The sequence below is a fragment of the Chitinophaga nivalis genome (assembly GCF_025989125.1).
Lineage (GTDB): Bacteria > Bacteroidota > Bacteroidia > Chitinophagales > Chitinophagaceae > Chitinophaga > Chitinophaga nivalis.
On record NZ_JAPDNR010000001.1, the window covers coordinates 3,203,097 to 3,229,097 of the forward strand.

17 protein-coding genes are annotated in these 26,001 nt (G+C 44.5%); 12 read left to right on the plus strand and 5 right to left on the minus strand.

Annotated features, from left to right (window positions below; all coding sequences use genetic code 11):
* The first annotated feature begins 214 nt into the window (after positions 1-214).
* Genes OL444_RS13120 through OL444_RS13135 form a run of 4 tightly spaced genes read left to right on the plus strand, consistent with a single transcriptional unit; the run spans position 215 to position 6,793 of the window.
* The gene (locus tag OL444_RS13120) at positions 215-1,639 is read left to right on the plus strand and encodes a DUF3375 domain-containing protein (protein ID WP_264732740.1); all 1,425 of its coding nucleotides are present in this window, start codon (positions 215-217) and stop codon (positions 1,637-1,639) included.
* A gap of 3 nt (positions 1,640-1,642) precedes the next feature.
* Positions 1,643-2,212: a DUF4194 domain-containing protein gene (locus tag OL444_RS13125; protein ID WP_264732739.1), complete on the plus strand. Its 570-nt coding sequence runs from the start codon at positions 1,643-1,645 to the stop codon at positions 2,210-2,212.
* A gap of 10 nt (positions 2,213-2,222) precedes the next feature.
* On the plus strand, positions 2,223-5,627 hold the full coding sequence (locus OL444_RS13130) for an ATP-binding protein (protein WP_264732738.1): 3,405 nt from the start codon (positions 2,223-2,225) through the stop codon (positions 5,625-5,627).
* Entirely contained in the window at positions 5,624-6,793 is a 1,170-nt protein-coding gene (locus tag OL444_RS13135; protein WP_264732737.1) for a Wadjet anti-phage system protein JetD domain-containing protein, read from the plus strand. Before OL444_RS13130 ends, OL444_RS13135 begins: the two co-directional genes overlap by 4 nt.
* Before the next feature lie 140 nt (positions 6,794-6,933).
* Here OL444_RS13135 and OL444_RS13140 read toward each other — a convergent pair whose 3' ends face one another.
* Positions 6,934-7,722 (minus strand): carbon-nitrogen hydrolase family protein, encoded by a 789-nt coding sequence (locus OL444_RS13140; RefSeq protein WP_264732736.1) that lies wholly within the window; start codon positions 7,720-7,722, stop codon positions 6,934-6,936.
* Positions 7,723-7,863: 141 nt separating this feature from the next.
* On the opposite strand from OL444_RS13140, the gene OL444_RS13145 reads away from it, so the two are divergent.
* The 4 genes from OL444_RS13145 (at position 7,864) to OL444_RS13160 (ending at position 10,908) form a co-directional block, all read left to right on the plus strand.
* On the plus strand, positions 7,864-8,613 hold the full coding sequence (locus tag OL444_RS13145; protein ID WP_264732735.1) for an MBL fold metallo-hydrolase: 750 nt from the start codon (positions 7,864-7,866) through the stop codon (positions 8,611-8,613).
* A gap of 116 nt (positions 8,614-8,729) precedes the next feature.
* Positions 8,730-9,545: a helix-turn-helix domain-containing protein gene (locus tag OL444_RS13150; protein WP_264732734.1), complete on the plus strand. Its 816-nt coding sequence runs from the start codon at positions 8,730-8,732 to the stop codon at positions 9,543-9,545.
* A 178-nt stretch (positions 9,546-9,723) separates the two neighbouring features.
* On the plus strand, positions 9,724-10,500 hold the full coding sequence (locus OL444_RS13155; RefSeq protein ID WP_264732733.1) for an isocitrate lyase/PEP mutase family protein: 777 nt from the start codon (positions 9,724-9,726) through the stop codon (positions 10,498-10,500).
* A 36-nt stretch (positions 10,501-10,536) separates the two neighbouring features.
* Complete coding sequence (locus OL444_RS13160) at positions 10,537-10,908, plus strand: YybH family protein (RefSeq protein ID WP_264732732.1); 372 nt, start codon at positions 10,537-10,539, stop codon at positions 10,906-10,908.
* A 64-nt stretch (positions 10,909-10,972) separates the two neighbouring features.
* Here the strand turns inward: OL444_RS13160 and OL444_RS13165 are convergent, their stop codons facing one another.
* A complete protein-coding gene (locus OL444_RS13165) occupies positions 10,973-11,491 on the minus strand; it encodes a cysteine hydrolase family protein (protein ID WP_264732731.1) in 519 nt (172 codons plus the stop codon).
* Between the two features lie 440 nt (positions 11,492-11,931).
* On the opposite strand from OL444_RS13165, the gene OL444_RS13170 reads away from it, so the two are divergent.
* The gene (locus OL444_RS13170) at positions 11,932-12,684 is read left to right on the plus strand and encodes a hypothetical protein (RefSeq protein WP_264732730.1); all 753 of its coding nucleotides are present in this window, start codon (positions 11,932-11,934) and stop codon (positions 12,682-12,684) included.
* A 138-nt stretch (positions 12,685-12,822) separates the two neighbouring features.
* Here the strand turns inward: OL444_RS13170 and cas6 are convergent, their stop codons facing one another.
* The 3 genes from cas6 to OL444_RS13185 form a co-directional block, all read right to left on the minus strand.
* Positions 12,823-13,482 (minus strand): CRISPR-associated endoribonuclease Cas6, encoded by a 660-nt coding sequence (gene cas6 / locus OL444_RS13175; RefSeq protein ID WP_264732729.1) that lies wholly within the window; start codon positions 13,480-13,482, stop codon positions 12,823-12,825.
* A 101-nt stretch (positions 13,483-13,583) separates the two neighbouring features.
* The gene (locus OL444_RS13180) at positions 13,584-16,553 is read right to left on the minus strand and encodes a PAS domain S-box protein (protein WP_264732728.1); all 2,970 of its coding nucleotides are present in this window, start codon (positions 16,551-16,553) and stop codon (positions 13,584-13,586) included.
* A gap of 175 nt (positions 16,554-16,728) precedes the next feature.
* Positions 16,729-17,862 (minus strand): hypothetical protein, encoded by a 1,134-nt coding sequence (locus tag OL444_RS13185; protein WP_264732727.1) that lies wholly within the window; start codon positions 17,860-17,862, stop codon positions 16,729-16,731.
* A gap of 246 nt (positions 17,863-18,108) precedes the next feature.
* On the opposite strand from OL444_RS13185, the gene OL444_RS13190 reads away from it, so the two are divergent.
* The 3 genes from OL444_RS13190 (at position 18,109) to OL444_RS13200 (ending at position 25,840) form a co-directional block, all read left to right on the plus strand.
* The gene (locus OL444_RS13190; RefSeq protein WP_264732726.1) at positions 18,109-22,131 is read left to right on the plus strand and encodes a DEAD/DEAH box helicase; all 4,023 of its coding nucleotides are present in this window, start codon (positions 18,109-18,111) and stop codon (positions 22,129-22,131) included.
* A gap of 146 nt (positions 22,132-22,277) precedes the next feature.
* Positions 22,278-25,058, plus strand: coding sequence for an outer membrane beta-barrel protein (locus OL444_RS13195; protein WP_264732725.1), 2,781 nt, complete (start codon positions 22,278-22,280; stop codon positions 25,056-25,058).
* 14 nt (positions 25,059-25,072) lie between these two features.
* Positions 25,073-25,840, plus strand: coding sequence for a GLPGLI family protein (locus OL444_RS13200; protein WP_264732724.1), 768 nt, complete (start codon positions 25,073-25,075; stop codon positions 25,838-25,840).
* The last annotated feature ends 161 nt before the right edge of the window (positions 25,841-26,001 follow it).

A 26,001-nucleotide genomic window follows, 5' to 3' on the forward strand; every position in this document is an offset into this window, starting at 1 on the left:
TGTAGTGATGGAACCAGTTTTGACTAAACTAATCAAGCATTTGACTCCCTGATTGTTCATAGCACCGTCCTGTACTTTTGTTTATCTCCCTGGCGTATAAAATTCCCTCCAGAGGTTAGTTCTGATAATATTATTAAAATTATTAAAGAATAATCTGCATCCAGGGCGCAGCTATTTAGAGAAAATGTGATAACTTAAAAAAAATAACCAGGTCATGAACTACGAGAAAGCTTTATCCCTGTATCGAAATGACAAAACATTACAGCTGCTGAGGGCAGAACATTTTCCTTTATTAGTTGGTTTTTTTTACCTGGCATTTAAGCAACAAGATAAGATTTCGTATTTTCAAAATGAGTTACAGAGTCTTTTAGGCGATTATATTTATTCACTTGAAAGGCAGGGGATTACTGATTACAACAAACCTTCCCTGGAGTATCTGCTGAAATGGTCGCAATTGGGATATATGCGCAGGTACTATGAAACGGCAGATGAGCCCGTATATGAACTCTCACCTGCCACGGAAAATGCACTGAAATGGCTGGAAGATCTCAATAAACAGCAGTTTGTCGGAACCCATAGCCGGTTGATTCAATTCTTCCATTTATTACAACAAATTGTCAATACTACATCTGGGCCCTACGAACGTATACAGCAATTACAAGCAGAACGAAACAGAATCGATAAGCAGATTGAACAAATTCAGCAAGGTAATTTTCTAAAACCTTCTGGAACACAGGTAAAGGAAGATTATTTTTTAGCGGAAGAAACAGCCCGGAGGTTACTCTCCGATTTCCGGCAGGTGGAAGAAAATTTTAGAGAACTGGATACACAAACAAGGCAAACGATTATTAAAAGTAACCTTGCCAAGGCTGACCTGCTTGATAAGGTATTTCAGCAACAGGATTATCTATGGAGTACCGATCAGGGAAAGAGTTTTAGTGCTTTTTGGGAGTTTTTGATGAGTGAGCAGATGCAGGAAGAACTGGAAGTGTTATTAGAAAAGATTAATAATATACCGGCGATTCTGGAAGTGAAAAAAGAACAAACTGTGGACCGGATCAAAACCAACCTGGTGGACGCGGGAGATAAAGTAAACCGAAGTAATGACGGCTTAATAGAACAGCTCAGAAAATTTGTTGAACAGAAGAATCTTTCTGAAAGCAGGCATATTCTGCATAGTATTGAGCAAATCGAAAGTCTGTTAATGGAGCATAAAGAAACGATAGACGCTCAGGCTATCTGGATGGAAATTGATGGATTATTTAAGCCTTCGCTTATAATGGAAAGGCCGATTTTTACAGTACCGATGAAGGTCGCTTTTGAGAAGACAGCGGTGGAAGATGGATTATCAGAAGCAGATACTAATATTTTATTTGAACAATTTTATGTTGATATAACAGCTTTAAGAAACAATATTAAATACTGTCTGAGAAATAAATCGCAGGTAACATTATCTGAGTTATTGCATCACTACCCATCTACTAAAGGGGTGGCTGAGATATTGGCCTATATCCAAATAGCTACCGGTGAAGGTAAACATTATGTCAATCGGGATCAACAAGAAGAATTGATAGTAGAAAATAAGGACAGTAGGAAGATATATCGTTTACAGGCGCCTATCATCATTTTTAACAGATAACTTATGGAACACGAATATGCTTTAAGTCTTATTGCCTTATTAAAGGGCATTGTGTATAATCATCAGAAAGAAGTATGGGACAATCTGTTGCGCTATGAGCCCGATGTGAAAAAATATTTTCTCCCGGTAAGGCTTGAGTTATTTCTGGATAAAAGCGAAGGATACGCTTTCCTAAGGCAAAAAGAATCGAGTGAGGACGAAGAGTTATTGCCCCGACTAACAGAGAAAAGACAATTAAATTTTTTAACGTCATTACTGTGTGTAGTATTAAGGAAATTTTTACTGGAGCATGATGCACAGTGTGGATCTGTAAGGTCTATTATTAGCGAGCAGGAGATTGTTAGTCGTACAATGGTATATCTGCCAACAACCCATGATGAAGCGAAACAGCAAGAGAAAATTATAACAACCATTAATAAGGTATTGGAAATTGGTTTCTTGCGAAAAATGGAAGATCAGGAGAAAAATTATGAAATCCACCGTATTATAAAAGGGTTCGTCAATGCGGATATCGTTGATGAAACATTACGCAAATTCCAGCGTTACGCGGAAGAAAAGAAGGTAACAGACTAAACTATATTGTATGGAAGAACTTATACCTGATTCAATGGATGGCATATTGTTGGCTGGTTTTCGCCTTCAATATCTTGAAGTGTTAAATTGGGGGACCTTTAATAAGGTACGCTGGCAGATACAACCTAATGGGCATAATGCTTTGCTGACCGGAGATATAGGTTCAGGTAAATCTACGTTGGTGGATGCACTGACTTGTCTTTTAGTCCCCCATAACAAAATAATCTTCAATAAAGCAGCTGGTGCGGAGGGTAAGGAACGTAATTTACTAAGTTATGTAAGGGGGGAGTATAAAAAAGAAAAGGAAGAAATTACCAAGGTTGCAAAGAAAGTGTACTTGCGTCCTGATGACAATACATATACGGTAGTTATCGGAAATTTTCATAATCAAGGGTATGGGGAGGATATATGTTTGGCTCAATTTTTTTGGATAGGTAAGGAAGGAAAAGTTGAAAAATTACTTGTTATAGGAACGGTACCTTTAACCATCAAAGATCACTTTGGTAATTTTACGGATATTACTGAGCTAAGAAAAAAACTTCGCAATACTGAGGGAGTACAGTTGTTTAATGATAATTTTTCTCAATACAATGAGCATTTTAGACGGCTTTTTGGTATGAATAGCGATAAAGCTATTGACCTGTTTTATCAGACTGTTTCTATGAAGTCAGTCAGCAGTCTCACCGATTTTGTCCGGGAACAAATGTTGGAACGAACAGATGTAAAAGACCAGATTGCAACGTTGTTGAAACGATTCGATGACCTGAACAAAGCACATGCTGCAGTAGTACATGCAAGAGAACAATACCAGATATTAAAACCGCTGACAGAGGCTTGTATAGCCTATGGAGACGTGACCCGGGAGATGGAAGATATTGAAGCGATGATGGAGGTAATGCCTATCTGGTTTTCTGAAAAAAAAAGGAGATTGCTGGAAGAGGCAATTGAAAATGAAACGGAAATACTGAGAAAGATAACACAACAACAATTAGATATTTCAACAGAGCTGAGTGAGCTTGATCTCCGAAGACAGAGTATTATACAGGATATAGCCAATAATGGCGGCAATAGAATAGAACAAATCGCTGTAGAAATTAAACGCCACGAACAGGAAAAAAGTACTAAAAGAAAGGAATTTGAGGAGTATGAACGCCTCGCTTCCCAAGCAGGACTTAAGAGTATTCAGGATGAAAATGACTTTCTGGACAATATTAAAAGCGCCAATACACTGCAAGAGCGATGTGTTCAACTTGAAACGACGCTACGTGAAAAAAGAGATAACCTTGTAAGTGAATTACGTAAACAGGAAACAGAGTATAAGTTTGAGTATACAGAACTACAATCACTAAAAGAACGTAAAACTCAAATACCTGGTTGGCTCATAGGCTTTCGTACTCAATTATGTAGAGATCTGCGTATTAATGAAGAAGAATTGCCTTTTGCTGGTGAGTTGTTGAAAGTCAATGAAGCAGAAATAGTATGGGAAGGTGCAATTGAGAAACTTTTTCATGATGTCGGTATGAGCCTGTTGGTTCCTCAGCATCACTATAAAAGTGTAAGTACGTACGTTAATGATAACCCCTTAAAGAGTGCAGATGGCCGTGGTATTAAATTGACCTACTTAGAAGCTGATTTAAGAACCAATAGCCGTGTTATAAAGGAATTAGATGAAGATAGTATTGTTTGTAAAGTTGACATCAAGCCCGATACGCCCTTTTATGATTGGCTCGAAGTATACATACAGCGAAGTTTTGGAGATTATATCTGTACAGATGTAGAAGGTTTGCAGCATGTGTCCTTCGGTATTACACAAAAAGGTCTGATTAGAAGTGGGCGTATACGCCATACCAAAGATGACCGGAAACGAATAGATGACAGGCGTAACTATCTGTTGGGTTGGAGTAATACAGAGAAAATAAAAGTATTGGAAGATGCTATCCATAAGCTGGAAGAAAAAATAGATCAGCTGAAGATGGAGGTGGATAAAATAGAGGAAGACGAAAAACAAAATAATCGGAAAAAACAAATTTTAGACTTTTTGCTTTATGTGAAAGATTTTTCTCGTATCAACTGGCATTACCATATGGAGAAAATCTACGTGTTGGAACAGGAACGAAGCAATCTGCTGAACAACAATGATGTGCTTGCCCAGTTGCAACGAAATAAGACAGAAGTAGATGGACAGATTAGTGATATGAGAACAAAGGATAATCAGATCACTGAGGAAATCGGTGCGTTAAAAATTACCATTCGAAACTTTGAAGACCAGGAAAGAAATGCTGGTCAGCAAATAGAACAGCTGCAACAATATCTTAAGGATAAATGGTATCCTTTGGTTGAAGAAAAGCTGGAAAGAAAGGAGTTTTCACTAAAGAATATCGATAACAAACAGGAGGAATTTCGGAAACAATTTCAAGGAGAGAATGGAGAGTTGAAACGGCTTAGAAGGAAACAAATGGATCACAGGTCCACTGTAGAGAGAAAAATGAGAGAAATTAAGGAGCATTCAAGAGCTGAATACAGTGAAATCGCTGAAAGTATAGAGGCCCGTGCAGAATATATAAACAAATTTGAAAAACTGGCTTCGGAAGATTTAAAACGCCATGAAGAACGTTTTAAAGAAGAACTCAATAAAAATGTAATTAATAGTATAGCCGTTTTTGATAGCCAGTTACAAAAGCACGAATTGGATATAAAACAAAAAATACGGACCATCAATCAGCATCTTTCAGAAATCGTGTATAATGCTGCACAGGACACTTATATCACTATTCTGATGGATATTACCACAAGTAAAGAAGTACGTTTGTTTAGGGAAGAGTTAAAGAAGTGCTATACCCATTCTTTTAGCAGCAATAATGAACTTTATACGGAAGAAAAATATGAGCAGGTTAAACGTATCCTGGATCGCTTTGCAAGCATGGAAAGCGTAGATAAAGATTGGACAAATACGGTTACTGATGTAAGGAAATGGTTTGAGTTTAACGCCAGTGAACGTTATAGAGCTGACGAAAGCGAAAAGGAGTTTTATGAAGGCTCCGGTGGGAAAAGTGGTGGACAAAAAGAAAAACTTGCATATACTATTCTGGCAAGTGCACTCGCTTATCAATTCGGTCTGCAGTTTGGGGAAAGCAAAAGCCGGAGTTTTCGTTTTGTTGTAATTGATGAGGCTTTTGGAAGAGGAAGTGATGAAAGTACCAGGTATGGACTAGAGTTGTTCAGAAAACTGAATCTTCAACTGCTTATTGTTACGCCGCTGCAAAAGATACATGTGATAGAAAATCATGTAAATTCCTTTCATTTTGTCAGTAATCGGGAAGGTAACTATTCACAGGTAAACAATTTTTCGAAAGAAGCCTATGAAACTGAAAAAAATAGACATAATGGTCTTTTTAAAAATGAAGGAAACTTATGATAAGTCCGGAAGAAATAAAAGTACAGGCATCAAAATGGTGGAAACCTTTGCTGCAAAGTAAAATATCCGGAGCGGTATTTTTTCCCAAGGTAATTGACCGTATAGGAAAAGTAAAGTCGGATCATATCACGCAACGATTCGAATTATTACAACAGGAAATAACAATACTTTATCATCATTCCAAAAACCAAACGGGAATCGGATATCTGGTGAAAACGGCTGGACATAACTTCAGGCGTACCGGAAGTCATGAATTACCTGATGCTATTGTATTTGAAACCATGGAGGATTACTTGTTCTTTACTGGTAAGAAAAAAGAGTGGAATGTTTTCTTAGCAAGCTACGAAAGTATTATGAGTGAGATACCTGCGCTTAAAGATTGGACTTGGGAACATTGTTTATGGCTGACAGATCATAATGTTAAATGGGTGGATGTATTGAAGGTATGTCATTACTTCATCCAAACACCGCGTCCCAACCTTTACTTACGGCAGTTACCCATCGCAATTCATACAAAGTTTATTGAAGATAATACTGTTCTGATAAAGTCGTTATTGGATTTTCTCATTCCTGGCGATATTCGGGACTTAACCCAAAAACGATTCGCGGAACGATTCTTTCTGAAATATAACGAAACTCTGGTAAGAATACGGATTTTAGACGACCACAAACTTTTAGATGGAAGATTTTCCGATATTAGCATTCCACTTTCGGATTTTGAAAAAGCTGAATTCACTGCAGAGTATGTGTTGATTACAGAAAATCAAATGAACTTTCTGGCATTACCCCCGATTCCTTCTACAATAGCAATCTGGAGTGGGGGTGGTTTTAACATCAGCTACCTAAAAAGGGTAATGTGGTTGCAGCATAAAAAAATCTTCTACTGGGGTGATATAGATGAACATGGTTTCCAAATACTGCATCAACTGAGGAGTTATTATCCACTAGCTACCAGTATTATGATGGATAGAATAACATTTGATCTGTATAATGAGTATGCAGTAGAGGGATTCCGGAATAAATCTGAACGATTAGGCTCACTCACTGAAGAGGAAAATGAAATGTATCAGCATTTAAAAACACTCCACAAAAATAACAGGTTAGAACAAGAAAAATTGCCACAGGTTTATATAGATAGCTATTTAGGGAAAATTTCAAAAAAATGAATAGTTTACTCCATTTGAAAAATCTCGTTTTTTAAAACTTTTCATCTTACATTGGTATTGCCTGTGTGGGTACTGCAGCGATAAGGTTGTATCGGGAAGTACCCACATAGGCATGATAGGTTGATACTTGCAGGTAACACCTACCTATACAACTCACTTTTGAACCGCTTTGCCAGCAAACCGGTAGCCCGCGCCGGATCAATCTCTGCCACCACTACACCAGGTTGCCCATAAGGTACATGTGCCACGCAGCTACCATCCGGTCCTACGATAGAGCTGGCAGCTTCCGGATAAAGGGAGGCATAGTTGACGCTGGCAAAGTAGATGGTATTTTCCATAGCCCGCATCATCATGGCTTTTTCGTAATAGGGATTGTCCTGATGTCCCCAGGTAGTAAGAGGAACGCCCTGTGTGTTGCTACCCACGAAATGCGGATGAAATACAATGGCAGCATCCTGCCGGGCAGCCCACCGTACTGATTCAGGGTACCGGAACCCTTCGTGGCAGATGGTGATACCGAATTTAACGCCCTTTATTTCAAAAAGATGACGCTGGGTACCGGGTATCCAGATATTATCTTCTGTGGGGTCCAGCTGGTTTTTGGTCTGATACCCTAATACTTCACCAGTGGAGGAGATGACATGTGCTACATTGACCAGACCGTCCGGGTGATGCCAGTCCATGGGCATGATCACAGCGATGGCGTAGGTAGCGGCCAGTTCACATACCTTATCCAATGCCGCCTGTAGTTGTTCCGGTGTGCGTTCCGCGGCGCCGGCGCCCATACCGGGATAACCAGGCAGGTAGGATTCCGGAAAGCAGATAATATCCGCCTTATCTTGAATGGCGGATTGTATTAATTGGTCCGCCCAATATAAGCCATCGTTGATGGAAGTGGGAAACGGAGGGGAGGCTAAAGCTACTCTCATGGCAGGATGGGTATGATAAGTCAGAAATAGTTGTGTATAATAGAACAGGATACGAAAGTAATCAGATTTGAGAAAATGAAGCCTGTTACTGCGTGAAAAAACGGATTAATGATTATTTTCCCGTTTTAAATGTAGAAGGATATGGCGCAAAGAATAACGGTAAAAGTATTGGAAATAAAGACCAACATAAGAAACGAGGATATTTTGTTATATCCGGCACTGATCAGTATTGGTTCAAAAAATTGGTTGGTGGATGCGGGCTATGTGGAAACATTTGAAATATTTAAGACACAATTGGCCGCGCAGGGCATAGCTATTGCTGATTTGCAGGGTATATTGATTTCACATGACGACCTGGATCATGTAGGCGGGTTAGCCCTTTTCAGGAAAGCGCATCCGGACCTTGTATATTATGCTTCGGAGATAGAGACCCCAACGCTGACGGGAGCGCGGAAGTCGGCACGGTTACAACAGGCGGAAGATTTATTTCCGCAGTTGCCCGAAGCATATCATGCGTGGGCGCTGAATTTTCAGCAGCAGTTAAAGCAAATAGAAAGAGTTTCCATAGATGTGTTGTTAAAAGATCAGGATCAGATAGCAGCAGAGATCGTGGTGATACATACCCCTGGCCATACCAGTGGCCATCTGTCTTTTTATCTGCCCTCTCTGAAAACGTTGATTGCCTGTGATGTAGTAGTGATAGAAAACGGACAGCTGAACATTGCCAATCCGGCATTTACATTGGATATGCCGGCTGCAGTAGCATCGTTGCAAAAGATCAGCCAGCTGGATATACAACGTTTGATCTGTTATCATGGTGGTGAAATGACCACTAACATCGCGGCTCAGTTACAGGCCGTAATAGCTACTTATACTGATGCTGCCAGGTAACAGTATCATGGGGCAAAGTGGCCCCGGAAAAGATAGCAGTTATTGATAGGAAAAAACTGTGCAGACCCAACCGGATTTAAGTAACTTAGTGATAACATCCGTTTACCACAAAGTATATGAAGTACCAGGAAATTATACCAGGGGAAAAATTAAGGCCGTATGTGAAATGTTATTACCTTTTTGAGTCTGCGCAGGAGGCGGCGATAGAAGATATGGTATTTCCGGGTGGCCATATGGAAATCATTTTCAACCTGGGCAATGGTATCTGGCAATCGGCGGCTGGTGAAGGGTTTCATACCACGCCACCGGTGGAGTTATGGGGGAAGATCACCCAGCCGCTGGCCGTTCGGTCACTGGGGAAACATACTATGCTGGGCATTCGTTTTCATGCCCATTCTGCCGCTTACTTTTTGCGGGAAGAACTCTGGCGCTTCAATGATCAGATAGCGGATTTGCGCGATCTGCTGGGTGAACCGGTGAAAACATTACACGCACGCCTGCTGGAACAACCACAATTGCATCGTCGTATAGAACTGATAGAACAATTTTTAATAGGCCGGCTGGCTTTAAATGCCCGTAAAGCAGACAATATTACCCTGATCGGGCAGGTCATCAAAGAGATGCAGGTCAGTACCGATACAGACCGGATAGAAGCCGTAGCGGTGAAACATAATATCTCTTCCCGGTATCTCCGTAAGCTGTTCATGCAGTACACAGGTGTCTCTCCCAAACTATACCACAAAATAAACCGCTTTCAGCTCAGCCTGCAGCTGATGAATAAAAATGCCACTTCGCTGACAGCGATTACCTACGATTGCGGCTATTTTGATCAGTCGCATTTTATCCGTGATTTCAAACATTTCGCAGGTATTACCCCTTCTGAATACGCGCCGGAACAGTTGCCGGTTTCTCAGGCTATCGCGGGTAAGTAAGTAGTTCCGTTTTGTACAATTTGCGGCGGATCGTTCATTTTATATTTGTAGTATATCCCCGTCACACAAGGGCTGATAACACCCCTGTTGCTGTTGGTTACAGAAAATGTATCCATGGTACGGGATTGTTATGCCACTTTTCAACGGGCGGATTATTGTAAGTATAAAATAATATAAGATGTCTACAGCTTTTCAAACATTCAAAGACCTGCATCAGGCGGGTGGTTTATTGACATTACCCAATATCTGGGATGCCGGCAGCGCACTGCTGTTACAGGAGAAACAATTTCCGGCTATCGCCACTTCCAGTATGGCAGTAGCCAATAGCCTGGGATACGGAGATGGAGAGGAAATGTCTTTTGAAGAATATCTGTTTGTGATCAGGCGGATATTGGCCGCTATTCAGATCCCATTGTCGGTAGACCTGGAGACAGGCTATGGCCGTACACCGGAAGAGATTTATGAACGGGTACTGACACTGGTGAACCTCGGTGTGGCCGGTATCAATATAGAAGATTCCGCCATCGGTAGCGCGGGCCGCACCCTACAGGATGCCGTTACTTTCGCTCGTACCATTACCTATCTTAAAGAACGGCTGACCGCTGAAAACCAATCACTCTTCATCAATGTCCGTTGTGATACCTTTTTGCTGGGCGTGGCAGATGCATTACCGGAATCACTCCGCCGGATAAAACTATACGAAACAACCGGTGCAGATGGCATTTTCCTGCCCTGCATCCGGGAGCAGGCAGATATTGTAGCTGCAGTAGGCGCTACCACATTGCCGCTGAATGTGATGTGCATCCCCGGACTCCCGGATTTTGATATGCTGCGGGCAGCAGGAGTGAAACGGGTGAGTATGGGTGGTTTCTTGTATCAGGCGGTGTATAATCAGGTGGGTGCGTTATCTGACCGGATAGATAGCGAACAACATTTTGCCGGTCTCTTTGCCTGATCATTCGTTTATCATCAACCTAAAAAAAATAAATATATGCACTTACCTAAAAGAGCTGCTGATGCACATGCAGCGCTGGCTGCCGCTTTCAATACCGGTGATGTGGCCACTGTGATGGGTATGTATGATGTAACCGGCATTATTGTGCCGGAGCCGGAAAATCCTGTGTCGGGAAAAGAAGCATTTGAAACAGCCATTAAAGCCATTTTATCTATTGGTGGAATCATGGAAATTAAAACCGTGTATTGCCTGGAAACAGGTAGTCTGGCTGTTGGCCGGTCAGAGTGGAACATTACCGATGGCGATACCGTGAAGATAAAAGCAAAAGGTATTGAAGTGATGCGACAACAGGAAGATGGTACCTGGAAGATCGTGATCGATCATGCTTTTGGCGCAGAAATAATCTGATGCATGAAATATCAGATTTTGGTTGTCAGGAAAATGACCTGATTATTCAATCGGGTTACTATTTTTATTGAATGATGGCGCCTCGTTGCTGCAGCGCTTGTAAGGTCTGCATTTTCCGCTCCTGTACATCATCGCCGGTACTGATATAATCCTGTAGCAAGATGATTTTGTAGCCTTGATTCAGCGCATCGAGGGCCGTTTGTTTTACACAGTATTCCGCCAGCAACCCGCATAGCAATAAGGTATCAATCTGATGATCCTGCAGGTAACGGATAAAATCCGGTGCAGTAAAGCAACTGTGTTCGTTTTTTACAACGATGGTATGTGGCGTATTAAGTTGCAGGTCCAGGTCATGTCCTGGTGTACCAGGAATACACATAGATAAACCGGGTCCGAACTGGTTCGGCCGGTAAGCAGATTGTGTCACCAGGAAGGGGGTATCCTTTGGTGTGTCGAGCAGCTGCTGAATAAGCGTGGTGGCCTGCCTGATGGCGTGGATACTGCCATGGCGCCGGGCATAGGGACTGTCCGTGCCGGTGAAGTCTTTTTGTACATCGATGATCACAATAACCTGGTTTCCCATATACCTGTGTAAGATAAAAGTATGCTGCAAAATTACGTAAACACGGGGATAGCTGAATAGCTGGCAGAGAAAACAAAACGGAAAAGGAAGAAACAAGTAGTTTCTTCCTCCGTTAATAGGCAATAGATGGATATATCCTGTTATATAACAAACAGGAAAAAATACCCCGGTTAATCAATATATCACTTAGGTTTTGTCTGTTGGAAGAAAGGTAATCAGGCATATTGGCGGATTACTGTTTTAATCGCGATGGTTTGCCGGTGATGACCTATCCAGGTACTGCATTAAAATTAGTATAATCAGGCGTCACCTGTTATCAGTTATAGGTAGGTGTGCGGTTTCTGTCGATAGAATCCGCTTTTGAGCGGATCAGCTTATCCGGATAAATACTAAATTGCATTACCCGCGAAGGGGGATGAACTTACTTAAACTGTACTGGCATGATGAATATACCTGCGGATTGTATCCGTCTTTTCCCGAAGTATGAAGCTGTTTTTTATGATGAGCTGGAAATGCACCAACGATATTTTCTGCCGGTATGCTCTGTGAACCTGCGCTTTCTGATGCCGGAAAAGGATGAATGGCATCACTTTATTTCTGTGAAGGAGATTTATGATGGATGTGTGGGAGAGATGACTACGGATTGGCATACCCGTTATACAAAGCCGGATACTTTTGGTTTTGATGTAATTGATGGGAAATACCGGTTTGATGCAGACTGGCGGTATTTTACAGTGGATACCATTATCACGCCGGAAGATTATGGAAAAACGTATGACGAGCACGAGATTGAATATAACATGAATGACAGTATGTACGCGCTTAAGAAGCAATATTATGAGCAATATGGCGCGTTGTACGATGGCGATTTTAACTGCCCGGGTTTGCAGGTAGATGATATCAGAAGATTGGAGCGGTTAAGGCTATTGCGTCCGGAAGATCTGCATAAAGATGCCATAACGGAATATGCGCTGGAATTAAGATCCCGGTTGATAGGAGGCGTGCTGACTGATCTGTTGGATCAAAACCCCGATAAAGATGATGTGGAACCTCCGCTGAAAGACAACGGGGCAGCGTTTGACTATATCGGCTGTATGCCGGGTTATGATTTTCAGCTCCATGGTGCAGATCAGATTAGTCTGTTTTATGATGGAGAAGGAAAAAAAGCGGTGGTGACGTTGAGTTATACCTAGCTGTCGGTAAATGTTGTATCCCCTGTCTGATGGCTGTATGGGGCAACTTTGGTAATCCTTTTTGGGAAACCAATATCCGTTTATGTCAAAGCACCCGGGCATCTGCCGCTTAGATGGTGTTGCTGAACCATCGTCACCTTAACTCAACGCGCCATATCCGATGCCGGTAGAATTACCCAGGCCTACATTCCAGGCAAAAGCTATCTGTTCGGGGCTGCCGTTGATAATAACGGGACATATACTCACTTTGTTATGGATGTCCCGGTAAGTAGAGATCTTGGTTTTGGAGCCGGAAAAATGATCATCGAAACGTACGGCTACACCCGTATGATCCAACCCCGCTACCTGCAGTTTTTTCTGCAGGGTTTCTGTCAGGTATTGACTACTCTCCGGATGTTCATAGGTAAAGTGTTTTACTTTCTCATTGATGGCTTTCCGTTTAATGAATACCGGGCTGGCTACCCATAGTTTTTCCTGTGAAGAAAATTGTCTGCCGGATACAATGTCCACTGCTGTTACCTGGCTGCCAAAGCATACCGCCGGATCTGCCGCTACTCCTTTGAGCAGTTGCCTGACGAGGGTTTCCTCATGCGCACTGAAAAAGAAAGAAGAGGTGGCCGTCAGGTTAAAACCAGTCGTGGTTTGCTGCAGGTTTTTGATCCAGGAGAAGGAATACAACGATAACTTCCCATGTTCATCATTATTCCCCAGCCATTTGTGTATCGCTCCTGTCAGGTATTGTTGATAATTAAATGGCAAGGATCGTTCGTTCCTGGATAATTTCAGGTAACAGCGCATAAGTGATGATGGTTATTTAGGTTCACAGGTGTAAAAAATGGAGTGTAAAATACACTGCCTGCGCTGGCCAATGCGTTAATCGATTCTTAATAAATAAGTATTCACAGCATTCCCGAAAGGGATTGTTCCATACGGGTGATCTCCGCTTTTATTTCGCCGGTAGCTTGCTGCAGCAACAAACTGAGTTGTTGTATCCGCGTCTGCACGGTATGCATGTTTTGTTTTTCCATGGCATCTTTTTCGAGAGTGGCCAATAAGGAAGCAGCGACCGGAATACCCACCAGATTAACCCCTGATTTCATTTTATGTGCCAGGAATTTTACTTCTTCCCATTGCTCTGTAGTAGCCGCCTGCTGCAATGCTGCGCAGTTGCCGGGTGTCTGCTCTGTAAAGGCAGACAAGGTTTCGATAATAAAGGTGGTTTCGTTATTCAACAGGGAGCGGATGTGTGAAAAATGCACGAGTACATTTTCGGGTAGTTGTCCTGTTGCTATTGGAAGGGAACTGTCTCCGGGCGTAGCGGCGCCGGTACTGAATAATATTTTGTGAAACAGGTCTTTCGGGGTAAATGGTTTGGTGAGATAATCATTCATGCCGGCCCGCAGGCATTTCTCTTTTTCTCCGGCAATAGCAGATGCCGTGATGGCGATGATCGGTGTTTTTACGCCCATCTCCCGTAGCAGCCGGGCGGCCTGATAGCCATCCATTTCCGGCATTTGGATATCCATGAGGATGCAATCATATTTTTTCTCCAGCACCTGTTTTAAGACAGACTTGCCGTTGGCTACAATGTCCACGGCTGCTCCGGCCTGTTCCAGTATTCGCTGTGCTACTTTCTGATTGATACTGTTGTCTTCTGCGAGTAACAGGTACGTGCCCTGCAATGAATTTTCGGCATCGCTGATTTTCAGATGGGTGGGAGCTACTTGTCCGGCTGGTAAGACAAAAGGTATCTCTACATAAAAAGTGGCGCCTTCGGTCAGCACGCTGCTGACGCCTATTTTGCCCCCATGCAGGGTGATCAGCTCTTTGCAGATAGCCAGCCCGAGGCCGGTACCGCCATACTTACGGGTGGTAGCAGTACTGGATTGTGTAAAGCTTTCAAAGATGACATGCAGTTTGTCGGGAGGAATACCGATACCGGTATCTTTTACCTCCAGGAATACGGTAGCTGTAGTATTGGTTTCCTGCAGCAGGCGTGCCCGTAGCAATACGCTGCCCTGGGAAGTGAATTTCACGGCATTGTCCAGTAAATTGCTGATCACCTGGGCAATTCTTACCGGATCGCCGATCAGGTTTTCGGGGATGGCGGGATCTATGTCGCAGCCAAATCCGATCCCTTTTCTGGCAGCTACCTGCTGGGAGAGATAGGCCGCATGGAGCATAATTTTACGGAGATCTATACACGTAGCTTCCAGGTTGAGTTTACCAGACCGGATCCGGGAAAAGTCCAGTATATCATCGATCAGTACCAACAGGTGCTGGGAGCAGTCTTTAATGGTGTCTACATATTCCCGTTGTTCGGCACTGAGCAGGCTTTTGTCGAGCAGATAGGTCATCCCGGTAATACCATTGATAGGTGTCCTGATCTCATGACTCATATTGGCGAGAAATATTTCCTGTACCTTTTTGGCATCTTCTGCTATCTGTTTGGCTCCTTCCAGCTCTTTTTCATAAATAACCCGGTCGGTAATGTCCATGCCGATGCCGCCAATACCAAACAACTGCTGTTCATTGTTGAGCAAGGGAAATTTGGTCAGCAGGTGGTGTCGCTGGTGACCGGCTACCGGCAGGATTTCTACTACATTGATGGATTGACGGCCCTGAATGACTTGTAAGTCGCTTTGTGCATAGGTATCGGCAATATGACCTGGTATGAGGTCACTGTCTTTTTTGCCGATGACCATGTCGCTGGAAAGTCCGGTACTAAGCTCAAACTGTTTGTTGATCATCAGGTATTTACCGTTGGTGTCTTTGATGAAAATAATGGAAGGGGAATGGTCCATGATAGCATTGAGCCGGTATTGGGTTTCCTTCTGAATCATTTCCAGCCGGGCCATTTCCAGGCGCATCTTTTTGTTTTCATCAATATCTTTTATAATGCCCTGAAAGCCGCGTATCTGGCCATTTTTCATGTCCAGGGTCGTATACATTTCAATCCATTTCAGGTCTCCTGATTTGGTACGTATCTGAAACTCCTGGGTGGTTTGTGCGATGCCTTGTCCGTGCTGATCACTGAAAAATACCCGTAGCTGCTCTGAGGTGGCATCGTCGAGCAACATGCTGGCGTGGTTATCGATCAGCTCTTTATTGCTGTAGCCACTCATCTCCGATACCCGTTTATTGGCATAAATAAAATAGCCGCCCAGGTCTATAATAAACATCACCACCTGCATATCTTCCACTAGCTGCCGGTACCGGGCTTCACTGCTGCGCAGGGTATTTTCTCCGGCATCCCTGAATTGCATGATACGCCGTACATACAGCAGCAGGCCGCACAGCAGTAAAAAGAGGGTGATAAAGCCGGCCCAGGTAGTCCACAGGGCGTACCGGTTGTATAGCGCCTGTTGGCGGGTGGCCTGCTCCAGCTGTTGTCGGGTGTGGAGCAGCAAACGATTGGTAGCGGTATGGATGCTGTCGGTGAGTTGTTGTCGCTGTAATAGTTGCGGGGAGATAATATTGCTCCGGGGTTGTTGCAATTGCTGGTGATAGATTTCCTGTTGTTGGGTAACCAACCGGATGATCGTATGAATGAGGGCGGATGTTTCGTTTGCTTCGGGAACGGGTTGTGCCGCCGCTGTCAGGGCAGTATATATGGCCGCTGTTTGGGTAGGAGCGCCAGCGGTATATTGCCGGTTGCCAGTGAGCAGATAGTTGTCCAAACCAGCTTCCAAAGTGGAAATAGCGGTATTGGCAGTAAGCAGATAATGGATGCGTTGATAAGAGATGGTAATGGCCTGGTTAATGGTTGCTCCCTTGCGGTGGACATCATAAGCATAGTATCCAAAGAAGAAAGTAGACAGGGCAATGATTGCTACTATCAGCCCAACAGCCTTGTTTAATTGTTTCATGTGAGGGACGATTACGGGTCAAATTAACCTGGTCATCCGGTAGCAATTACGGATACTCAATATACGACTTAGAATTAAGATTTAAACATTACAGCTAAAGCATGAAATATCCTGTAGCAATTATACAGCGTTATTATCTGCTGCAACTGCTACAGGATATATTATACAGTAGATTTTATTTTGAATTCATACTGTTGATTAATGACAGCAAGTCCGATTGGGTTACTTCTACAAGATTGAAACTGATCGGAACGAAGTTGGTACCCGTTGCAGGAGCAGGAATCACCACGTCTTTCTGTTCTGCATAGAGTTTCCCATTCAGGGCAGTGATGGCCAGGAAGGTTCCTGCCTGTCCAACCGGCACACTGTTCTGATAGCTCAGCAGTCCTGCTTTGCCAGGAGGAGGGGTAAATATTACATTATAGAATTTAATCAGTGAAGGAATGTTTTTCGGTTTGAAAAACAGCATGCTGGGTTCTTCTCCGCCGTAGCTGGTGCTGGTAGCCGGATTAAAGAAGTTGGTAAAATACCCCAGTACCGTTGTTTTAGGATTGCCACCATTGTAAAGTGCATCGCAGTTTACCCAACGCAACAGGCTATCGAGCCGAAAGCTCAATGAACCGTTGGAGCTGTTGAACAAAGCAAACTGGTTATTGGGACCTGCATTCTGTCTCCATTCCACGCCTCTGTTAGCGCTGATCTGCTGTGTAATGGTGATGTATTGATTAATGAAATTGTAACCGCTCAGGGAAACCAGTATGGTTGTGTCGCCACCCCACATCGGTACTTCCCGGAAGTTACCGACAGGTTTCACCTGTTGTATCTGTACCACTATAGCGCTGTCTTTTTTTAACCGCAGGTCCTGTGTTCCCTGGGTAGCGCGAACAAAAAATTCACCATAGGTGTACAGCTGGCCGCCGGTAGTGGTGACAGTGGGTTTGTCTGCCAGAATCATGTTGCTGACATCCCTGATTTCTTTAATGCTTACGGTAACAGGACCATAGACCGTAGCGCCACTGGCATCTATCAGGGAGTTAGGCGGGAGACGGTAACGGGTACCTTTTTTGGAAACAATTTCTCCACCTTGCCGGGCATCGATGTTGTAGGTTTCAAACTGGGGTCCTTTACTTCTAAACAGTTCAGCCAATGACTTGCCGTCAGGGTCCTGGCCGCCACCACGAAGCGTGCTGCCTGCCTTGGCAGCATCGACGTTGACTGCAGTGGTTTCTGTAGCATTTTTGCTGCAGGAGGAAATACAGCATGCCAGAAAAGCCGCATACATAACGGATCTTAGGGATAGTGTGCTCATGTGTTTTGTTTTTGTTTATGGGATTTAGGTTGAATAAGTGTGCTCCTTAAATAATGTGCTGTTAGTCTGTGGCCAGGGGGAATGCTACTCAGAACGGAAGTTGTGACAGTGAACTACAATTATCAGCTAAGTTATCGGTAAGGCCTGAAATAGGACAACAGCCGGAGAAAAAATGACTGCATCTTTATATCATGCGGATGATTTTCTGATTGTTATCTCCCGCAATAATCCGGTATTTTTGTTCCTATGGTGAATGCGACTCCCTTATTGGAACAATATGCAGCAAAAGAACCGGAAGTAAGACGGGTAGTGGATGTACTGACAATATACCTGTATCCGCTGGAACATCATACGCTGACAGATGCGCTGCGGCGGCTCACGGATATTACGACAGCCAGGGTGACCGTCATACTACAGGAGTTGATGACCGATAAACTGGTGGTGAAAAATGTGGCCGGCAGCTATGGGCTATCGCCGGTACTGGGGCTGGCATTATTTCCGGAGGTCATTAAAAATCCACACTATACAACTATATTGGAAGGCGCCCGCCGCCCTGCCTACGCCTTTTACAGTATCAACGCCCGTTTACAGGAGCTGCAGCAGTTGCTGGTTGCCTATTTTACCGGCGACCGTTCCTTGCTGGGATTACCCATCCGGAAAATAGGACTGGAGGTAGATGAATACCAGCCGGTATTATCCTATTTGCTGTACTTCCCGGTTTATCATGCCCTGTTGCAGCTGTTCAGTGAAGAGAGTATGCAGCGTATCCTGGCATATGCCGGTAAATATCACCTGTTGCAATTGCCGCCGGTAGCAGCGCTGCTGGATTTTCAACGGCAACAGCAGTTTGTGATTCCGGAACTGGCGTTGTTGCAGGGGGATTTCGCCCCACCGCCGGCAGATGATAGTGCCGCCATGCATTTTATACATGGTATCCGCCTGTTGTATAGCCGCGAACAGGATAAAGCATATACTGCTTTTCAGCAAGGCCTCAAACGGCAGCGGGTATACGATAAGAAAAGCAAGTTGCCGCAATCGCCGTTTTTTGCCTTTTATTACGCCTTCTCCCTGGCTGTATTGCCGGCTGAGAAAGGTAATCCCCTGATTACAGGTATTATGAGCGCCCATGAACGGAAACTATTGCCGGAGATAACCCCGGCGATAGCCCTGTTATACTTACACGCGGGTAAAAAAGAAAAGGCGGAACAGGTATTACAGCTCCTGCTCGAGCGGCAGGAGAGCCACCTGCTGAGTTTCCTGGCTATCCTGTGTCTGCAGCTGCTGCATCCCAAAAGTAAGTTGCTGCGTACCTTTCACGGAGAGGCTGGCCGCTTGTTGTCATTGACACTGCGACATCACTACCGGTTACTGGCCTACGAATATTTATATTTATTCCGCGACGAACACTACCTGGGATATAAAGAAGAGATGGAGCAGATCCGGAAAATAACCGGATACGATCCCGCTTTTGCGCTGCTGGAGCTGGTGCCCGACTGGGAACGACTATTGAATACCTTGCTGACCACTCACCAGCCGGCTAAAGGAAAAGAAAAAGAGCAACCGGTATACCGGCTGATTTACCTGATAGATTTCGATCATTACACCATTCTGCCCGTACAGCAAACGGCACAGGGGAATAGCTGGAGTACCGGCCGGAATGTAGCCCTGAAAAAACTGAAAGAAGGGAAGGTGGAAGGCATGACAACGCAGGATAGCCGCATTGCCGCTACGATACAGAAAAACCATTACTTTAATCATGATGGCGAATCTTTTTCTTTTGACAGTACGGTGTGGGAGACGATTGCCGGTCATCCGCTGCTGTTTGCTGCAGATGCCCCAGGTATATCCGTGGAAATCGTAAAAGACCGCCCGGAATTACAGGTGCAGCAAACAGACCGGGGATATGTATTCAGCTCCAATATAGCAGACTTTATCAGTGAGACGGTATTCATCCGGGAAAGCCCGGTGCGGATGAAGGTCATTCCGTTGACAGCGCCGCAACGTAAAGTGTTGCAGACACTGGAGCAGGTATCCTTTGTACCGCCGGGGGGCAAGGAAAAACTATTACAGGTATTGCAAAGTGTAGGCGCTCACCTCACCATTCATTCGGATGTAGGGAGCAGCCAGACAGCCATCCCAAAAAGAGCGGGAGATGCCCGTATCGTGGTGCAGCTGTTGCCATTGGGAGAGGGGCTGAAAGCTACCTTTTTTGTGAAGCCTTTTACGGCCGATCCTCCTTATTGCCAACCGGGTACCGGCGCTAAAAATGTGTATGGCATCAGCAACGGGGAACGGTGTCAGGCAGTACGTGACCTGGCCAAAGAAGCCGCTAACCTGACGGAAATATGGAATCTGGTACAGGCGGTAGTGCCGCAGGAGCTGGCCGGGAATACCCTTGTTTTTGAAGATCCCCTCGATTGTCTGCAGCTGTTGGAGATCATCCTGGAAAATGCATCGCTGATACGGGCCGAGTGGCCGGAAGGAGAACGGTATAAAGTAAGCCGCCAGGCCGGTTTCCCGGAGCTGCATGTGACGCTGCGGGAAAAAGATCACTGGTTTACCTGCGAAGGTACGCTGCAGGCAGATGAAGCCACCGTATTGTCCCTGAAAGAACTGCTGGATACTACCCGTACCGTAAAGCAACGGTTTGTGGCGTTGCATAACGGGGAGTTTGTGGCGCTGACGGCCGACTTACGGAAACGGCTAAACGAATTATCTGCTTTTGCCACCATAGACCGGGACGATATCCGGGTACATCCGCTGGCAGGGCCGGCGCTCGAAGACTTATTGCAGCATGCAGGCAGTTCCCGTACCGATGCAGCCTGGCAGGCATTTGAGGCCGTCCGGAAAGAAGCCATGCGTATATCACCGCAGGTACCTGTTACCCTGCAAACTACTTTACGGCCATACCAGGAAGAAGGGTTCCGCTGGATGGCCTATCTGGCGGCATGGGGCGCCGGCGCCTGTCTGGCGGATGATATGGGACTGGGAAAAACCATACAGGCCATTGCCTTATTGTTGTATCGGGCGGAACAAGGCGCGGCCCTGGTCATCTGTCCCGCTTCTGTTATGCCCAACTGGACCAATGAGCTGGCACGTTTTGCGCCTTCACTTCGCGTGGTATACCTGCACAACGGTAAACGAAAAGCAGTCATCGATGCGGCGGGTCCGTTTGACATTGTGATTACTACCTACGGACTGCTGCAGTCGGAAGAACGGTTGCTGGCCGGTGTAAAATGGACAACGGTGGTGCTGGATGAAGCACACACCATTAAAAACTTCCAGACGAAGACATCTAAGGCGGCCATGTCGCTGCAGGCCGGATTTAAATTGATGCTAACGGGCACGCCTATACAAAATCACATGAGCGAGATATGGAACCTGTTTAACTTCCTCAACCCGGGGTTATTAGGGTCGCTCGATCATTTTAATAAACAGTTTGTGTTTCCCTCTACCCGTAATCCGGAGAGTAGTGTAAAACAACACCTGAAAAAGTTATTGGCGCCGTTTCTGTTACGCCGTACCAAAACCGCTGTACTGGATGAACTGCCGCCTAAAACAGAAATCATTAAGCTGGTAGATTTATCCGGCGAAGAGGCGGCCTTCTACGAAGCTTTGCGCCGGAAAGCCATTGAAAATATTCAGTCTTACGACAAGAACATGGCCCAGCAGCATATCCGGGCACTGGCAGAAATCAGCAAGCTACGGATGGCAGCTTGTCATCCGCAGCTGATCGATCCGGAAATCACCATTCCTGCTGCCAAAATGCAGGTATTCGCCACCATTGTACAGGAACTGGTAGAGAACAATCACCGTGCCCTGGTATTCAGTCAGTTTGTGCGGCACCTGGACCTGGTGCGGGAAACCCTTGATGAGCTGGGGATTACCTACCTGTATCTCGACGGTAGTACCCCGCTGGGACAAAGAGAAAAACTGGTGAAAGACTTCCAGGGAGGAAAAGGACAACTGTTTCTCATTAGCCTGAAAGCCGGTGGGCTGGGGCTGAACCTGACCGCGGCGGATTATGTGATACATATGGACCCCTGGTGGAATCCTGCTATTGAAGAACAAGCTTCCGACCGCGCCTACCGGATCGGACAAACAAGACCCGTGACGATTTACCGGTTGGTGGCACGGCATACCATCGAAGAAAAAATACTGCAGTTACACAACAATAAACGGGATCTGGCAGACCAGCTCCTGGAAGGCGCCGATCAGTCGGCGAGGCTGAATGCCGCGCAGTTACTGGAACTCATGGCAGAGGGATGAGTGCGGTTACCATGCAGTCAAGTGCTTACATGACAAGAAATGTCATGTTTTAACAGATGTTTATCAGCTGCATAAATTGCTTTATACCTTTATTTTTAGAATTTTAACCCTATTCATATTTCATCTTTAACCTGTAGCACGTGATAATGAAAAAAGTATTGGCATTCATTATTTGTATAACGATTACCCATTGTTGTTATGCCCAGCAGGCTGCAATAAAGGGTAGTGTACTGGATACCCTGAATCACGTTAAATTATCGCAGACAGTGGTGGCATTGCTGTATGCAAAAGATTCTACCTTATATAAATTTACCCGTACCAATGAAAACGGACAGTTTGAGCTGAACGGACTGACGGGTGGCAGATACCTGCTGATGGTTACCTATCCGGCCTTTGCCGATTACGTAGAGCCTTTACAGTTAACCGATACCTCCGTACTGCATTTCAATAAAATTATGCTGACGCTGAAATCCCGATTGCTGCAGGAAGTGGTGATACAGCAAAAGGTAGCGGCTATAAAGATCAAGGGCGATACGACAGAATTCAACGCTGCCAGTTACAAGACACAGCCGAATGCTACCGTGGAAGATCTCCTGAAGAAGCTTCCGGGCATACAGGTAAATAACAAAGGACAGATCACGGCACAGGGAGAGAAGGTGAAAAAGATACTGGTAGATGGGGAAGAATTTTTCGGAGATGATCCCACCCTGACCACCAGAAACCTGCGGGCGGATATGATTGATAAGGTACAGCTGTATGATAAAAAGAGTGACCAGGCAGCTTTTACCGGCATTGATGATGGCGAAAAATCAAAAACCATTAATCTGCAGTTGCGGGAGGATAAGAAAAAAGGATACTTTGGAAAAATAGAGGCAGGCGCTGGTACTGGTGGGTTTTACGACAATCAGGCGATGGTGAACCTATTCCGGAAAAAACAGAAAATGGCTGTTTATGGCATTGTATCCAATACGGGTAAAACCGGATTGAACTGGGACGAACGGGAGAAGTTTGGATTGGGCAATGTAGGTGGCTCCGGCTTTACAGAGGACGGCGGTATCGAGATTGGCGGGCAGATAGATGACCAGGAAGGCTGGGATGGGCAATATATCAGTGAAGGATATCCATTGGTACAAACCGGGGGCTTGTTCTACTCCAAAAAATGGAACCAGGATAAAAATAACTTCACGGGTAGCTACAAAACATTGAAAATGTATGTAGACGGTAGTAACAATAGCACTACCCAATATATATTACCGGATACAGTGTACTATAACAATGTTTCCCGGCAGTTTAACAACAGCATATTACGGAACCGGGCCAGTGGTAACTATGAGGTGCAAATAGATTCATCATCTTCCATCAAGCTGATGGTAGATGGAGGACTCGATCATAAACTGACGAATGGCAGCTATGAGTCTGTTTTTCTGGGAGGAGATTCCGCCCTGGTGAATAGCAACCGGCGCAACCTTTCTTCTACGGCAGATATCGGAAGTATGAACAGTAACCTCCTCTGGCGGAAAAAACTGAAAAAGAAAGGGCGTACCATTTCCCTGAATCTGGCCGAAAACTATAGTCGTAATAATGGCAACGGATCCCTGTATTCGGAAGCTGTATTCTATAAGGGAGGTGTGCCGGACTCCCTGCAAAAAACAGATCAGTATAAAACCAGCAATAGTGAAACGGTAAACGTAAATGCCAACCTCACCTATTCAGAACCATTATCGGCAGCTGCTTCATTGATTTTCAATTATGGGGTCAATATATCCAACAACCATTCCAACCGGAATTCCTTCAACCGGAATGCTGCAGGGAAGTATGATGACCGGGATTCCCTTTATAGCAACGATTTTGCGTTTAATATGCTGTCGCATCGGGGAGGTATCAGCTACGGATATACGAAGAAAAAAATACGGATTACGCTCGGCAATAATGTGGAGTTTACGAGCTACCGCCAGCAGGATAATTACCGGGATATATCGCGGGACCGGAGCTTTGTCAACTGGTATCCGAGAGCCAGTATGCGGTATGCATTCAGCCAGATGAAAAGCTTATCCTTTAATTTCAATGGTAATACCCGGCAGCCCGGTATCAATCAGTTACAACCGATACGTACCAACGACGATCCCCTGAATATATATGTAGGTAATCCCGATCTGAAACCATCATTTGCCAGCAGTTTCAGCCTGAGCTTTAATAATCATAAAGTCATGGAAGGCCGCAGCCTGTGGGTAAGCCTCAACTATGGCACTACCGCCAATGATTTCAGCGAACGCAGTATTATTGACAAGAATGGCCGGAGAACAACACAGAGTGTGAATGTAGACGGCAACAAAAATGCCCGGCTGGGACTTGGCATGAACTGGGAGCTGGGCTCTTCTGCCCTGATGTTGGGATACGATCTGAATGGTAGCTATAGCCGGAATACTAACTTCATCAATGATCAGCTCAATGTTACACAGTCCAATAACGGTGGTTTGAGTGTGAGTTTTATAGCCAATAAAGAAAAGGTGTATGACAGTTATCTGCGGGTCAATGCGGCCTATAACAGCAGCAATTCCTCGGTACAAAAGGCCATACAAACCAATTTCTGGACGGGCACACTGGAACACAATCTGCAGCTCTTTCTGCCGGTGAAATTAATACTGCGTTCGGATCTTGTGTACGAAATCAGGCAGAAAACAAGCGTCTTTACTTCCAATAATAATGTGATACTATGGAATGCCAATATCAGTAAGAAGCTGGGAAAAAAAGAAGCCCTGGAGCTGGAATTATCAGTCAATGACCTGCTGGGACAGAACATTGGATTTAACAGATCGGTGAATGCCAATAGCGTTACACAAAATACCTACAGCACCATCGGCCGTTATGGATTGTTGTCTCTCCGCTGGAACTTCAATAAAACAGGTGGCAGCACATCTCACGAATAATAAAATAGTCGCGCATGAAAACAGGTACAATAAAATCCATTATACTCTTATGCCTGCTGTGTTGTGCTGGCAGGGGATATGCCCAGCATGTTACTTTTTTGCAGCAGGGACGTATTGAATATGAGAAAAGGAAAAACATGCATGCCTTACTGGATGAATCATTCGGTGATGACAACCAGTCCATCAAAGAATTGGTAAAAAAGGAAACACCGAATTTTAAGGTAACCTATTTTGACCTGTTATTTGATCAGCAGACGACGCTATTTAAGCCTGGTCGCGACAATCCGGACAATAGCCGTCAATTGATGGAAGATGGTCCCGGAGAAGCCAATATTATCTATTCCTTGCTGGAAAAACAGGAGAGCATCTCACAAAAAAAAGTATTTGAACAAACTTACCTGGTAACGGATAGTATCCGCAGGATTAAGTGGAAGATAACAGATGAAACACGTAAAATAGCAGGATTTGATTGTCGTAGAGCCAATGCCGTTATCATGGATTCTATTTATGTAGTGGCATTTTATACAGATGCCATTATTACCCCTGGCGGGCCGGAATCCTTTACAGGACTGCCTGGTATGATACTGGGCCTTGCTATGCCACACGAACATATTACATGGTTTGCTACCAAGGTATTAATGGATGATCGCAATAATAATGCATGGCAACCACCTGCAAAAGGAAAGAAGGTAAATAAAAAAGAGCTGGAAGCCGCTATGGAAAAGGCTGTGAAAGGATGGGGGAGTTATGGAAAACCCTATATTAAAGCAGTATTGTTATAACCGTGTGTATGCGATAATATAACAGCATGTTTTTAAATGCTTTGTGGTGGCTTGTTTGGGCGTATGTTAACAATTTTTTTTGTTAAAGGAAACTTAAAAACAAGGTAGTTGGCACGAAAGAGGAATCATTTTTGTTTTACCTGTCATGAACCAAAAATTTT